This window comes from Subtercola sp. YIM 133946 (assembly GCF_036553535.1).
Lineage (GTDB): Bacteria > Actinomycetota > Actinomycetes > Actinomycetales > Microbacteriaceae > Subtercola.
In genome coordinates, this window is the sequence record NZ_JAZHPE010000045.1 from 65100 (window position 1) to 78269 (window position 13170).

At 66.3% G+C, this 13170-nt stretch carries 17 protein-coding genes and 1 tRNA gene; 10 read left to right on the plus strand and 8 right to left on the minus strand.

The genetic code is table 11. The features are described 5' to 3' along the window. Positions 1 to 73: 73 nt before the first annotated feature. Positions 74 to 463, minus strand: a complete 390-nt coding sequence (locus tag V3W46_RS14340) for an SHOCT domain-containing protein (protein ID WP_331783809.1) — start codon at positions 461 to 463, stop codon at positions 74 to 76. Positions 464 to 723: 260 nt separating this feature from the next. Between V3W46_RS14340 and V3W46_RS14345 the strand changes: the two genes are divergently transcribed. Further along, positions 724 to 813 (plus strand) — tRNA-Ser (locus V3W46_RS14345). A gap of 16 nt (positions 814 to 829) precedes the next feature. Here V3W46_RS14345 and V3W46_RS14350 read toward each other — a convergent pair. Continuing rightward, positions 830 to 1249, minus strand: a complete 420-nt coding sequence (locus V3W46_RS14350; RefSeq protein WP_331783810.1) for an MmyB family transcriptional regulator — start codon at positions 1247 to 1249, stop codon at positions 830 to 832. An 86-nt stretch (positions 1250 to 1335) separates the two neighbouring features. On the opposite strand from V3W46_RS14350, the gene V3W46_RS14355 reads away from it, so the two are divergent. After that, positions 1336 to 2178, plus strand: coding sequence for an SDR family oxidoreductase (locus tag V3W46_RS14355; RefSeq protein ID WP_331783811.1), 843 nt, complete (start codon positions 1336 to 1338; stop codon positions 2176 to 2178). A 151-nt stretch (positions 2179 to 2329) separates the two neighbouring features. Continuing rightward, entirely contained in the window at positions 2330 to 2731 is a 402-nt protein-coding gene (locus V3W46_RS14360; protein ID WP_331783812.1) for a cupin domain-containing protein, read from the plus strand. A gap of 141 nt (positions 2732 to 2872) precedes the next feature. On the opposite strand, the gene V3W46_RS14365 is transcribed toward V3W46_RS14360, so the two are convergent. Beyond that, the gene (locus V3W46_RS14365; protein WP_331783813.1) at positions 2873 to 4012 is read right to left on the minus strand and encodes an FAD-dependent oxidoreductase; all 1140 of its coding nucleotides are present in this window, start codon (positions 4010 to 4012) and stop codon (positions 2873 to 2875) included. 112 nt (positions 4013 to 4124) lie between these two features. Continuing rightward, positions 4125 to 4964, minus strand: a complete 840-nt coding sequence (locus V3W46_RS14370; protein ID WP_331783814.1) for a CPBP family intramembrane glutamic endopeptidase — start codon at positions 4962 to 4964, stop codon at positions 4125 to 4127. A 203-nt stretch (positions 4965 to 5167) separates the two neighbouring features. Here V3W46_RS14370 and V3W46_RS14375 point away from each other — a divergent pair, with 203 nt between their 5' ends. From V3W46_RS14375 to V3W46_RS14385, 3 genes are all read left to right on the plus strand, one after another. Next, on the plus strand, positions 5168 to 6046 hold the full coding sequence (locus V3W46_RS14375; RefSeq protein ID WP_331783815.1) for an alpha/beta hydrolase: 879 nt from the start codon (positions 5168 to 5170) through the stop codon (positions 6044 to 6046). 183 nt (positions 6047 to 6229) lie between these two features. Continuing rightward, a complete protein-coding gene (locus V3W46_RS14380; RefSeq protein ID WP_331783816.1) occupies positions 6230 to 6724 on the plus strand; it encodes a DUF6069 family protein in 495 nt (164 codons plus the stop codon). Next, on the plus strand, positions 6721 to 7485 hold the full coding sequence (locus V3W46_RS14385; protein WP_331783817.1) for a COG4705 family protein: 765 nt from the start codon (positions 6721 to 6723) through the stop codon (positions 7483 to 7485). The genes V3W46_RS14380 and V3W46_RS14385 overlap by 4 nt, the downstream gene beginning before the upstream one ends. Before the next feature lie 61 nt (positions 7486 to 7546). Here the strand turns inward: V3W46_RS14385 and V3W46_RS14390 are convergent, their stop codons facing one another. Continuing rightward, positions 7547 to 7813, minus strand: a complete 267-nt coding sequence (locus V3W46_RS14390) for a hypothetical protein (RefSeq protein WP_331783818.1) — start codon at positions 7811 to 7813, stop codon at positions 7547 to 7549. Positions 7814 to 7890: 77 nt separating this feature from the next. Continuing rightward, positions 7891 to 8322, minus strand: coding sequence for an Hsp20/alpha crystallin family protein (locus V3W46_RS14395; protein WP_331783819.1), 432 nt, complete (start codon positions 8320 to 8322; stop codon positions 7891 to 7893). A 132-nt stretch (positions 8323 to 8454) separates the two neighbouring features. Between V3W46_RS14395 and V3W46_RS14400 the strand changes: the two genes are divergently transcribed. Beyond that, positions 8455 to 9141 carry a DUF899 family protein gene (locus V3W46_RS14400; protein ID WP_331783820.1) on the plus strand — a complete coding sequence of 229 codons (687 nt, stop codon included), beginning with the start codon at positions 8455 to 8457 and terminating at the stop codon, positions 9139 to 9141. A gap of 110 nt (positions 9142 to 9251) precedes the next feature. Next, positions 9252 to 10211 carry a GGDEF domain-containing protein gene (locus V3W46_RS14405; protein WP_331783821.1) on the plus strand — a complete coding sequence of 320 codons (960 nt, stop codon included), beginning with the start codon at positions 9252 to 9254 and terminating at the stop codon, positions 10209 to 10211. A gap of 27 nt (positions 10212 to 10238) precedes the next feature. Here the strand turns inward: V3W46_RS14405 and V3W46_RS14410 are convergent, their stop codons facing one another. Beyond that, a complete protein-coding gene (locus V3W46_RS14410; protein WP_331783822.1) occupies positions 10239 to 10571 on the minus strand; it encodes a DUF7882 family protein in 333 nt (110 codons plus the stop codon). Between the two features lie 118 nt (positions 10572 to 10689). Here V3W46_RS14410 and V3W46_RS14415 point away from each other — a divergent pair, with 118 nt between their 5' ends. Further along, positions 10690 to 11379 carry a response regulator transcription factor gene (locus tag V3W46_RS14415; RefSeq protein ID WP_331783823.1) on the plus strand — a complete coding sequence of 230 codons (690 nt, stop codon included), beginning with the start codon at positions 10690 to 10692 and terminating at the stop codon, positions 11377 to 11379. 135 nt (positions 11380 to 11514) lie between these two features. On the opposite strand, the gene V3W46_RS14420 is transcribed toward V3W46_RS14415, so the two are convergent. Then, on the minus strand, positions 11515 to 12288 hold the full coding sequence (locus V3W46_RS14420; RefSeq protein WP_331783824.1) for an IclR family transcriptional regulator: 774 nt from the start codon (positions 12286 to 12288) through the stop codon (positions 11515 to 11517). A gap of 164 nt (positions 12289 to 12452) precedes the next feature. Here V3W46_RS14420 and V3W46_RS14425 point away from each other — a divergent pair, with 164 nt between their 5' ends. Then, positions 12453 to 13163: a CoA transferase subunit A gene (locus tag V3W46_RS14425; RefSeq protein WP_331783825.1), complete on the plus strand. Its 711-nt coding sequence runs from the start codon at positions 12453 to 12455 to the stop codon at positions 13161 to 13163. Positions 13164 to 13170: the final 7 nt, after the last annotated feature.

Sequence of the window (13170 nt, forward strand, 5' to 3'; positions counted from 1 at the left end):
GCGTGCCCCTGAACGACGTCGTGCCCCCCTGCCGCGCGGGCAGAGGGGCACGACGTCACCGCGGCTGCGGAGGTCAGGCCTTCGGTGTCACCGACAGGGCGTGCGCCTTGAGGCTCTCGTACTCGGCCTGGGTGATGGCGCCCGAGTCGAGCAGCGCCTTCGCCTTCGCGATGTCGTCGGCCGGAGTTGTTCCGGCGACCTGGCGGATGTAGTCGTTCGTCGCCGTCTCGGCCTGCTTGGCGGCCTTCTGCGAACGCTCGGCCATGCCCTTGCCGCGCGCGATCAGGTAGACCAGCGCAGTCAGGAACGGCACGAAGATCAGGAACAGAACCCAGATGGCCTTGAACCAGCCGTTGAGCTTGTGGTCGCGAAACAGGTCGCCGATGATCGCGAACAGCGCGAACAGGTAGGCGATGAACGCGAAGGTCCAGAAAAATGTGTAAACGATGCCCCAGAAATCCATGAAGGCGGTCCTCTCTTTTTACGTGCAATAACGGCTTAACCCCCCACGGGCCGCCTCTGGCTCGAATCTAGCGCATCGGCGCACAACTGAGGAGCAGAAATTGAGCAGTCCCGACAGTCGCCCGTCGTGGCCCTCGGAGTCCGGACACCCACCCCCGGCAACCTGCCCTACCGATTGGCGCCCGCTCGGCGGCCGATCGGCCGGATGGACGAGGGATTCTTGTGCCACCGTTCATTCGGCTATGATTGCTGAGGTTACAAGGAGCTGTCGCATAGTTCGGCCTAGTGCACCACCCTGCTAAGGTGGAGTGCCCTTAATGGGCACCGTGGGTTCAAATCCCACCGGCTCCGCTCAATAAGTTGCTGGTCAGGGCATTATCTGCTGCCCATTCGAGTGGGCTCTACCCGCACTCAGCTGCCGGCTGTCGGGCGAGCGGCCCGCCTCTGCGTGGAGGAGTGCAACGGTCTGCGCGGCTGCCGAGTTCCAGTCGCGGTAGAAGTTCTCGGCCCGCGGGTCGAGAAAGACATAGCGGGCGAAGTTCGGCGGTTGCGCCACCTGCTCGAACATCTCAGAGAACAGCGCCTGGCCGAGCGGGTTGCTTGAGAGCACGTCGAGGCGGCCGTTCTGCACGAGTGCTGGCACGTCTTTCATTGCGTTCAGCAGTTGCTGCACCGAGGCGGTGATGTGCCGCGGATGTCGTTCGGGGTGTCCATCTCTCGACGCTACGTCAGAACCAGCGCGGTTGGGGGTCACTGCTGTTACCCCGATAGCTGGTGACTCCCTCATTCTTCAGGGCATCACAAGACTTGAGGCATCGAAGCGCCTCGGGCCTCGCAGACACGAAGCCTCCATCGACAGAAAGTAGCGCATCCATGACCAACAACAACGTCTGGTTCATCACCGGGGCCGGCCGTGGGCTCGGCATCGACATCGCCCAGTCAGCCCTCGCCGCGGGCCACCAGGTCGTCGCGACCGGGCGTGACCCGCAGAAGGTACTCGCCGCGATCGGCCATCACGAGAACCTGCTGACCGTCGCACTCGACATCACCGACCCGGCCGCCGCCGAGAGGGCGAAGGATGCCGCGATCGAGCGATTCGGCCGCATCGACGTACTCGTCAACAACGCGGGCAACTTCTACGCCGGCTATTTCGAGAACATCAGCCCGGAGCAGTTCCGGGCGCAGATGGAGACCAACTTCTTCGGCCCCCTCAACGTCACCCGCGCCATCCTGCCCATCATGCGTGAACAGCGTGCCGGGCAGGTCATCACGGTCACCTCGATGGCCGGGCTCATCGGCCAGGAGTTCTGCGCCGCGTACGCCGCGTCGAAGTTCGCCCTCGAAGGATGGATGGAATCGCTCCGGTTCGACGTCGAGCGCTTCGGCATCTCGACGATGTCGGTGGAACCGGGCTTCTTCCGCACCGAGCTGCTCGTCGAAGGCTCATCGACGATCTGGCCCGAGCTCGACATCGAAGACTACGCTGACCTCACCACCCACACTATCGAGGCGTGGAAGGGCATGAACGGCCAGCAGGGCGGCGACCCGAGAAAGCTCGGCCAGGCACTCGTCACGCTCGCGGATTCCGACGAGCTGCCGAAGAGGTTCATCGCCGGAGCCGACGGCATGGAAGGCGAAGAAGCAAACCTCGCCGCCATCCAGGCCCAGATCAACGCCACCCGCGAGCTATCAGCATCCCTCTCCTACGGAGACTGAACGTACCCGTCACCACCCAGTACGAAGGAACCCGAACGACTGACAGCGATGTGTACGCAGGCTGGCCGAAGGGTATGGGCGCCATGAACGTCGCCCGTCGGGTCTTCGACGACAAAGACTGATCCACAGAAGACGAGAACAAGAGGAATACATGCAGATCGAACCGCAGAACCCCACACCGAAGAACCCCGCCGCGCAGTTCGCCGGCGACGTCTGGCTCGATGTCGTCGCAGCACCACACACAGGCGACCAACGGATGACCGTGGCCATCGTGAAGTTCGCGCCCGGCGCCCGCACAGCCTGGCATTCGCACGCCCGCGGACAGTACCTGCGCGTCACCCAGGGTGTTGCACGCTTCGGCGACCGCGCCGGGAACATCATCGAGGTGCACCCCGGCCAGACGCTCTACACTCCGCCGGGCGAGGAGCACTTTCACGCAGCATCCGGAGGCACGTTCATGGAGCACATCGCGATGCTCGAGAACGGCGACGACCCCGCCGCCACCACGACCTGGCTCGAACACATCACCGACGCCGAATACGACGGTGTCTGAGCAGCGCAACCGATCACGACCGCACCGATGTCGTCGTCTAATTCAACCCTGGTTGCCTGGCCGGTGATCGCGATCGAGCTGGTGGTCAGCGGAACCCGTCTGGCGGGTCGACGAGCGGGGTTCTTCGCCGAACGCATCGGGTTACCGACTCATGGTGTACGAACGCGCGAGAACGTGACTGGCAGGACTGGCGAGCACGAGCCCGAAGCCGATATCCCGCGCCCACTTGCGGAGCCCCCCGATCGGGCCCCCCATCGCCATGTTCGCCTCTGCCTGCTTGGCAGCCCCCCACGCGGCTGTGAGTCTCTGACGTTCGAAGTCGGCGAACGTCGGAGTGTCGACGCGGCCCTCTCGGACGCCGGCGACGAGGAGGGGCGCCAGCGCGGCCGCGTCGAGCCAGCCGAGGTTCATGCCTTGTCCGCCGATCGGGCTGATCTCGTGGGCGGCGTCGCCGATGAGCGACGTGCGTCCCTGCACGAGACTCTCGGCGATGCGTCGTTGCGGGGTGAACACACTGATCATGGAGTTGGTCGCCGGATCGACATCCGCTCCGGTGCGCCGCTTCACGAGATCCGCCACGTCGCGGGCACTGGGGTGAGCCCACGGGGCCGCTGTGCGTACGACGAAGCGTCGACGGCTGTCGGGTAGGGGGAAGGACTCGACGACCCCGTCAGACTCGAGGTGCACCACGGCGTCGTCGCCGGCATCCGTGTCGTCGCGGAAGTCGCCCATGACGAACGGTGCGTTGTAGACCCGCTGTCGGGCGCGGATACCGAGAAGATGTCGCACGACGCTTCGGGCACCATCGACCCCGACGACGAAACGGGCGACCTCGAAGACGTCGCCGTGGGCATCGTGCCCTCGCAGTGCGACCCTGTCGGGCTCGTGGTCGTCGAGACCCGTCAGCTCGATGCCGCGCCGGATCGCACCGGGAGCGAGCTCCTCGAGACGCCGCTCGATAAGCGCCTGCGTCTCGAACTGCGGCAGCGCGGCGACGAACGGGAAGTCGCCGTGAACCCTCGCGAACGAGACGGTGCCGAGTGTGCGTCCGCCCGTGCGGGCGATGCCGCGACGGATGAGAACCGCGCGCCGCAGGATCTGGTCGGTCACGCCGACTGCAGAGAACGCCGCCAGCGACGGGGGATGGATGCCGATTGCTCGGGATGAACGGTATTCCTCCTGTCTCTTCTCCCACACTGCGATGTCGAGGCCGCTTTCGGCCAGAAGGGTCGCGAGGAAGACCCCGACCGGTCCGCCGCCGACTATCACGACGTCACGCACGGAGAAGGCGCGTTCCAGTCGGGTGATGGGCGAGCCGAGGCTCCCTGTCAGACATGACGTAAGCCTGACACGAAAGGGCCAGTTCGTGCTCAGCGGGAGGGAGAATGCCCGTTCAATCCGCTCGAAAGCCCGGAGCCGAGCTCTCTGTGGCCCTTGCGACGCTCCGCCGGGCGCGGATGGTCTCCCGGATGACGCTGACCAGCACGAGCAGGGCAAGAAGACCGAGCACGGCACCGATGTACCCCGCGGCCGGCGCGACGTCGAATCCGGTATCCCTGGTGCCACCGCTCTGCAGATAGAGCGAGAAATCGGTGAGGCCGTGCACCAGCATCGCAACCCAGAGCAGCCCGGTCGCCCGCCGAACGGCGTAGTACAGAACCCCGTCCATCGTGAGAAACGCGATTTGGAAGAGCATGACCGGCAACGGGAGGCCCTGCCACAGCTGGGTGACCGTGTGCGCCAACCCGAACACGATCGCAGACACCATCAACACGACGATCTCGGAGTGCCCGCCACGCAGCGAGACGATCAGGATGCCGCGAAAATAGAGCTCCTCACCGACACCCACCAGGGTTGTGCCGACGATGACGACCAGAACGAGCCCGACCGTGAGTTGTGACCATTGTGTGCCGCTCAGCTGCAGGGCGACCTGCACGAGCAGGAGCAGCGGAACGAGGAACCACCACCAGCGTCGCGGGCGGCCACGGGCGACGCTGGGCTCGTGCCAGACGTCACTCCACCAGCCCGACCGCCACGCGAAAACGATCCCAGCTGCGATGAGGATGGGCAGCGCGACCAGATGGGTGATGGCGAACTGTGCCGTCGCATCAGGCGTTGGCCCGAGCAGATCCCCGAGCGCGTCGCTCGCGACGGCGGCGAGGAGAACATAGACGATCAGCCCGATCAGCCCGACCCAGAACCGGCGCGGCACCCCGCCCCCTGATGCGCTCATGCCGCCCCCGTTCCAGCCGATACCCTAACCCACGCCGGTGTCGCTGCCCGAATACTCGCCCACCATGCCTGGTAGCGATCGCGGGCTTGAAACTCGGGCCGCCCTCTCCCACGACTCGTGAACCGGTGCGTACACGACGTAGGGTCGTGTGCATGGAACCTCTCGCGCCTGGGATGCGGCGAATCGGTAAGATCATGCGGCGTATGCCTGGTGCGTCGGTTGCGTCGGCCACCGACGCCGAGATTGCGCGCAACAGCGGGGCCGGGGCGCCGGAGCTGTTCGCGTCGATCCTGATGGGTCGGCGGCCGCGGAGCGTGACCACCGAAGACCGAACCGTCGACGGGATCGGCGTGCGCATCTACTCACCGTCACGTCGCGGGGCGCGGCTGCCGCTGATCGTGTACTTCCACGGCGGCGGTTTCGTGTTCGGCGATCTTCGTGGCGGGGACTGGATCTGCGGCACGGTGGCCCACCGGTTGGGGGCGATCGTGGTGTCGGTCGACTACCGGCTCGCACCGCGGCATCCCTTCCCGGCCGGTGTCGACGACTGCTTCACCGGCCTGAAGTGGGCGGCCGCCCACGCCGACGAGCTGGGCGCAGACGCCCGGAGAATAGGCGTGATGGGCGAAAGCGCCGGCGGAAACCTCGCCGCCGTGGTCGCGCTGATGGCGCGGGATGAGGCGGGCCCGGCCGTCAGGCACCAGGCGCTGCTCTACCCGGTGACCGGGGCGTACGACTCGGAGTCTCGCCGCACGAACGCTGACGCGTTCATCCTCACCGCCGCCGACATGCGGAAGTTCGACGAAATCTACGCCGGAGACCGGAACGACTGGCGCGTGTCACCGTTGCTCGCGGAGTCGTTCGCCGGGCTGCCGCCTGCGCTGATCGAGGTCGCAGCGCATGACCCACTGCACGATGACGGTGTTCAGTACGCTGACGCGCTGCGCGCGGCCGGGGTGCCGGTGCAGCTGATCAGCTACCCGTCGATGCCGCACGGGTTTCTCAACTTTCCGCGGTTCGCCCGAGACGCCACGCCCGCCCTGGCCGCCGTGGTCAAGGCGCAGCGCAGGGCCCTCCGGTAGCAGCGCGGGCCGTTCGGGTCGTTCTTCTCGCGGGCTGCCGGCCGGGCATCCGTGTCGTGTCATCCTCCGTGATGACGCGAAGATCACCCGCGCGACCGATGCCGCCGGGCGGCGTTGACCGTAGCGTGGCGTGAGGCGCCCGTTCGGGCATCCTTGACGTGCCGCAGGCAGAGACGAGCAGAGATGACAGGTTCGCGCGACCGCCCTCTGCCGCGACCCGGTCGCCGACTTCTCGACGCCTTCTGCATCGATCTGCCGCTCGGCCGCAGTCAGCCGCGACTTCTGCGTTTCGTCGTCGCGACCGTCGTCGCCGTCGCGGCATCACTGCTGGCGTGCGCCGGCCTCGTGGGTCTGGGCGTGCTGCTCTACCCAGCGACGAAGGGGTATGAGCACTACGCCTTCTCCGATTACGGCAAGCTCACCATCATCGGTGTCGTGCTCGCATCCCTGGCCTGGCCGCTCGTCACACTCGTGAGCACCCGTGCCCGTCGTCTCTACGTCTGGTTGGCGGTCATCGTCACGGTCGTCGGCTTCGCTCCCGACGCCTGGATCCTCTACACGGGTCAGCCGGCCGCAGGGGTGTTCATTCTCGTTCTCATGCACCTCGCCCTGGCGCTGATCACCTGCGTGGCGCTGGTGTTCATCGCGCCGCAACAAACGAGAGGCGCCGAGTGGTGAGCAGGCTGGTCGCGGCCACCCGCGCGTCGAAGGTTCCGGAGGTCTCGGTACTGTTCTGGGTGACGAAAGTGCTGACGACGGGCATGGGAGAGACGACGTCAGACTTCTTCGCGGTGACGTTCGATCCGGTCGTCGTGATTCCCCTCACCGGCATCGCGCTCGTCATCGCGCTCGTCGTTCAGTTTCGCGCGACGGCGTACTCACCCTGGATCTACTGGATGACCGTGGTGCTGGTCAGCGTCTTCGGCACGATGGCGGCCGACGTCGCCCATGTCGGGCTCGGCATCCCGTACGCCGTCTCGACGGTGGTCTTCGCGGTCGTGCTCGCGGTGGTCTTCGTGGTGTGGCGTCTCAGCGAGGGCACCCTGTCGATCCACAGCATCACGACGCGGCGCCGCGAGGCCTTCTATTGGGCTGCGGTTCTGGCCACGTTCGCCCTGGGCACGGCCGCGGGCGACCTCACCGCGACGGTCTTCGACCTGGGCTACCTCGGGTCGGGCATCCTGTTCGCCGTCATCATCGCCGTACCCGCTGTGGCGTACCTCGCCTTTCGAATGAATGCTGTCGCCGCATTCTGGTTCGCCTACGTGGTGACCCGGCCGTTGGGTGCGTCGTTCGCCGACTGGATGGCCGTGCCGCCCGCACGCGGCGGCCTCGGTCTGGGCACCGGCCCCATCAGTCTCGCGCTCCTGGTGCTGATCGTGGGATGCGTGAGCGTGTTGGCGGTCGAGCATCGTTCCGTTCGGCGAGTGCGCCGGTGACCCAGACGCACACATTGGCGCGGGAACACTCGCTCAGATGAGTGCTCCCGCGCCCTCGTGTCTACCGGGCTCCCGCCGCTGACGGAGGCGATCGCATCCACGGCGCGATCTCGGTGACGTGCTCCGCGCGAGGATGCTCGCGAGTGGTCTCGGGCGCGCTCCACGCGGCGGGACGGCAGTCGTCTGTGCAGCCGGTTTTCACTACTGGGGGCCACTCGCTCTGGATGATCATCCAGAAGGCGAGGTCGGCTAGATCCTGGTCGCCGAGAATGACGTCGAGGAACCGCTCATCGACCGGCTCTTCCCTGACGGAAGTGGCGTTGTACACAGCAGAACACCTCCAACCATGAATGCTGGGTGCGGGGCGGGTGAGGGGTCGCTCAGGCGCCGCCCCGCACCGGTCTGTCAGACGGTGATCGTCTTCTGATCGTCGGGCGTCTGCGCCGCGTTGATCTCGATCTTGCGTGGCTTCGCCTTCTCGCTGACCGGGATCACGACCGACAGCACGCCGTTGTCGTACGTCGCCGAGATCTTCTCTGACGCGACGCCCTCGCCGAGGCTGAACTGGCGGAGGTAGGTACCGTTGGGCCGCTCCTGCGTCAACCACTTCGCGCCCTCGTGCGCGGCGGCGGTGCGCTGCGCGCGGATGGTGAGCAGCTGACCGTCGACATCGACGTCGACCGATCCCGGGTCGACGCCGGGCAGGTCGGCGTTCAGAATGTACTGGTCACCTTCGCGATACAGGTCGACGGGCATGAACTTCGGGCCCGGCCGGAACTGGAGCAGGTTGCCGGTGAGACGGTCGAGCTCGCTGAAAGGATCGAAAGACATTGCCATAATGAGGATTCCCCTTTCTTGTGTGTATGAGTCGGTGTGACTCAACTTCGTGGGAAAAATGTTAGCACTCCACACCCGAGAGTGCCAATATCCAGGCTTGGATCTTCAGCTCTGTGCTGCGAGATTGGGTTCATGGAGATGAGCGGGCCGCGGTGGCCACAGGCAGACGAGGGGTACGCGGTCGCGCGCGACCAGCTCAGAGAAGCGGAGCACGAGCTCACCAGGGCCATCGAGGCAGTGGCCGAGCAGCGTCGGGCGCTGCCGCCCGGCAGCGTGGTCGACGATTACGAGTTTCTCGAGGGGCCGAGCGATATCGACGCCTCCGACCGTTCGACGGTCGTTCGACTGAGCGACCTCTTCGGTGAACACTCGACGGTCATGCTGTACAACTTCATGTTCGACGGCAGCACGCAGCAGCCGTGTCGAATGTGCACGTCTCTTATCGACGGATTCGACGGTGCCGCCGCCGATCTGGCCGAACGCGTCGGTTTTGCGATCGTCGCGCCGTCGCCCCTGGCGCCGCTCCGCGCGTACGGGCGCAGTCGCGGGTGGCGGAATGTGCGCCTGCTCGCCGACCCCGACGGCAGTTATTCACGCGACAGCGGAGGGATCTCGAGCTCGGGAGAGTTGAGCTCGTTGATGACGGTCTTCACCCGACGGGAGGGGAGCATCCGGCACTTCTACACGGCCCAGAAACCACCCAGCAGTGCCGGTCAGGATGATCGGCATCTCGACTTGCTGTGGACGCTGTGGGGCTCCCTCGACCTGACGCCCGAGGGGCGCGAGGAGTGGCGACCCGGTCGACCGCAACGGCGCTGACGGTGAGCCGGCGAGGCTCTGTCTCGCGGGCGCAGACGGTGGATGCGGCACAGTCGGGCCGGCGAGTGGGGCGCCCTGCACGATAATTGACGTGTGGGGGGAGATACCGAATGGCTAGGTGGCGAGGCGCGCTGATTCCGGCCGGGATTCCTGCGTTCTCCTGGGTCACGTCTGCGGCGGGCCTGGTGATAGCGGCGAGTGGGTTGGTCGACGTCTTCACGTCGACGGGTAATCCGTTCGGCAGCGTCTGGACGTGGTGCTGGATCGGGCTCACCCTGATTCTGGCAGGAACTCCGATTCTTCGCGGCGCACGGTTCACGCGAGGCGTGGGGCTCGCCGGCACGATCGTGTTCTTTCTCGTCACGTCCCTGCAGCTGGCGGTGTCGACAGCGCCTGTCGCATCGATCAACAATGTGGTGTTGTACCCGATGCTCGCCACGTACCTCGGCTGGTTCTACCGGCGACGCGTGGCCCGGGCCGTCATCGCGGGCGCGTTCATCTGTTCGGCGACGTCGCTGTTCGTCAACCCGATCGAGCACGTGTTCATCACCTGGATCAATCTGGCCCTCGCCTCGGTCTTCTGTCTCGAAGCTGCGTCGTACCTGAAGTCGAAACTGGATGGCGAGGTCAAGACAGACCCGCTGACCGGGGTGCTGAATCGGTCAGGACTCGACGAACGCATCGGTCTCGAACTCGACCGCGCGTCACGATCGGGTCTGCCGATGACGATCGCGATCTTCGACCTCGACGACTTCAAACACACGAATGACACGCAGGGTCACGCGGCCGGCGACCAGCTTCTCATCGACTTCGCTCGCGGACTACAGGAGACCACTCGGCGCCTCGACACCGTCGCCCGCATCGGAGGCGACGAATTCCTCATCGTGATGCCCGACACCACGGCTGACGACGCGACCTCATCGATCGACCGGTTTCGCGACCAGTTCGGCACCGGGTGGTCTTTCAGGCTCGCGCAAGCGTCACCCGGTGACACGCCGCACTCACTTCGCGACCGGGCCGACCGGCAGCTCTACGCACTCAAGAACGCTCGCCGGCGCCCGCCACAGTGACCGTCGCCTAGGCGTAGTCGCATCCGTCTACTGAGCCCGCGCGGGGTGGCGGGACTCTGGGGGAGCGCTGTCGGGCTCCGGCACCAAACGGAGCCCTGGTCCGCTGTTGGCCGAGAGGGTCAGCTCCTGCAGCCAGGCGCGATTCAGCGGGAGGTCCTCGCCCGCCGCGACGACGAACTGCATCGGGATCGCCGGGTGACACCACAGCGTCTTGGTCGTGCCGGTGAGCGTGTCGTCCCAGGTGAAGGTGAACTTCTCCTCCCGGCGGAGCTTCGCGATGACAACGCTGCGGAGATGCATCAGGGCGCGGTCGTCGAACTCGATCTCAGCTCCCGGTGAACCGTAAATCAGGGTTCCCACACTCTGCTCCCATTCTGCGACGCGCTACAAACCACCATTACTCAACCTGAAACAGTTCAGCGCCGAATCACCCCTGAGCGTGAATCTCACCTCCCTGAATTCGGCTACGGTAGGCGGCATGTCTGAGACTGTGAGCAAACCCATCACCGTCGCGCTCGTCGACGACTACGACATCGTGCTCACGGGCCTGGCGCACATGTTCGACCACTACCGGAAGAGAATCGTCGTCACCGAGATCGACGCCAACAAGCCGCTGACCGAGAGCGTCGACATCGTTCTGTACGACACGTTCGCCCAGCCGGAGTCAGACCATCGTGACATCGGCGAGCTCGTCAGCAACCCGCTGGCCAGGCGAGTGGTCGTCTACACCTGGAGTTTCCAGCCCGAACTGATCGAGAGCGCCCAGCGCCTGGGCGTGCACGGCTACCTCTCGAAGGCCCTGCCGGCACGGGAGCTCGTCGCGGCGCTGGAAGCGGTGCATGCGGGTCAGCGGGTGGTCAGCGCCATCCCCAAGAGGTCGGGTGTGTCATCCGGGCTGGACTGGCCGGGTCGCCGTGAAGGACTGAGCGACCGCGAGTCAGAGATCCTCGCCCTGATCACCCAGGGCAAGACGAATGAGGAGGTCGCCGCGCTGACCTACCTGAGCCCGAACACGCTCAAGACCCATGTGCGCACCATCTACCGCAAGATCGGCGTCAGCAATCGCATCCAGGCTGTGCTCTGGGGCGTGGCCAATGGTTTCACCCCCGACTTCCACCGCATCAACAGCTGGCTCACCCACCGCGACCCTGCGACACTCGACAGCTAGAACACCAGCGACCGGATGCCCCCGCTGGGTGGGGGCATCCGATGATGCCCCGCAGCCCGCAGCCCGCAGCCCGCAGCCCGCCACGCGTAGCCCCGCCGCGCAGCCCCGCACTCCGCCACCCGCCACCGCGGACCGTCATCCGGGCAGGTCGTGCAGGCGCCTCGTGACGCGGTGGGCCTGTTCGAGCAGCAGGCGGCCGAGTTCGGGCCGGCGGCGGGCGCTGAACCGTGACTCGATGCCGGTGAGACTGAGCGCCCAGGCCGGCTTGCCGTGCGTGTCGAAGACGGCGGCGCCCATGCCCCAGCTGCCCTCGACGATGAGGCCCGGATTCACGGCGTAGCCGAGGGCCCGGGTCTCGGCGATGCGCCTGCGCAGGCTGTCGGCGGAGTGCTCTTCGCCCCACCGGTCGGCGAGTGGCTCGCGCGTGAGGTACTCGTCGACCTCGGGATCGCTGAGAAAGGCGAGGATGGCGATTCCGGCCGACGCGACGCCGAGCGGAAACCGAACCCCCTCGTAGAGCACGAACGACCGCACCGGAAAGCTGCCCTCCTCGCGCAGCAGACAGACGGTCTCGTCGCCGCGGCGGGCAGAGAGAAACGCGCTCTCGCCGGTCTCACGGGCGAGCAGTTCGACGCTCTCCCGAGCGACGTCGGCGATGTCGTAGCGCTCGGCGGCGAGGGCGCCGAGCAGGTAGAGCTCGGGCCCGAGGTACCACCTCGCCGTGCGGTTGTCGTGGTCGAGAAAACCTTCGGCGGCGAGCGAGGTGAGCAGCCGGTGGGTGGTCGGCCGGGTGATGCCAGTGCGGCGGGCCACCTCGGCGGTCGTGATGCCGGTCTTGGCGTCGGCGCTGACGGCCCGCACGATGAGGCCGACGCGGCCGACGACCTGTGCGCCCTTCACCTCGGTCATCCGAGCCCTCCGTATGTCCACAATGTAGACACGACGTTCTGGGTTGCCCACATTCCAACCACTCTACGGGCGGCCGTTGACCCGGGCAATGGATGCCCGTACCGTCGGCAGCGCGGCGCTGCGACCACGTTGTGGGCGGCTCCGTGTGCAATGAAGGAGGGCAGATGACCCAGGTCTACAGCAGCGCAGCGGATGCTCTGCGAGACGTGATCGGCGACGGAATGACGATCGCGGTCGGTGGGTTCGGGTTGAGCGGCAACCCGTTCGACCTGATCGAGGCGGTGCGCGACAGCGGAGCATCCGATCTGACCATCGTGTCGAACAACATGGGCATCGACGGCAAGGGCCTCGGCCTGCTGCTCGAGAACCACCAGGTGACGAAGGTGCTGGCGTCGTACGTCGGTGAGAACAGATTGTTCGCGCAGCAGTTTCTCTCGGGCGAGCTCGAGGTCGAGTTCGTGCCGCAGGGCACACTGGCCGAGCGGCTGCGTGCCGGGGGCGCAGGAATCGCGGGCTTCTACACGAAGACCGGTGTCGGCACCCCGGTGGCCGACGGCAAAGAGCTGCACGAGTTCGACGGCCACACCTACCTGCTCGAGCGCGGCATCGTCGCCGATGTCGCGCTGGTGCACGCCTACCGCGCCGACCGTTCGGGCAACCTGATCTACCGCCATTCGGCCCGCAACTTCAACCCGAACGTCGCGACGGCGGGACGGGTGACCATCGTCGAGGCCGAACAGGTCGTCGACGAGGCGCTCGACCCGAACATCATCGTCACCCCGGGAATCTTCGTGCAGCGGCTCGTTCAGGCGACCGCGCGCGACAAGGAGATCGAACAACGAACCGTTCGGCCGCGCACCGCGGCCGGCGTCTGAAGGGCGG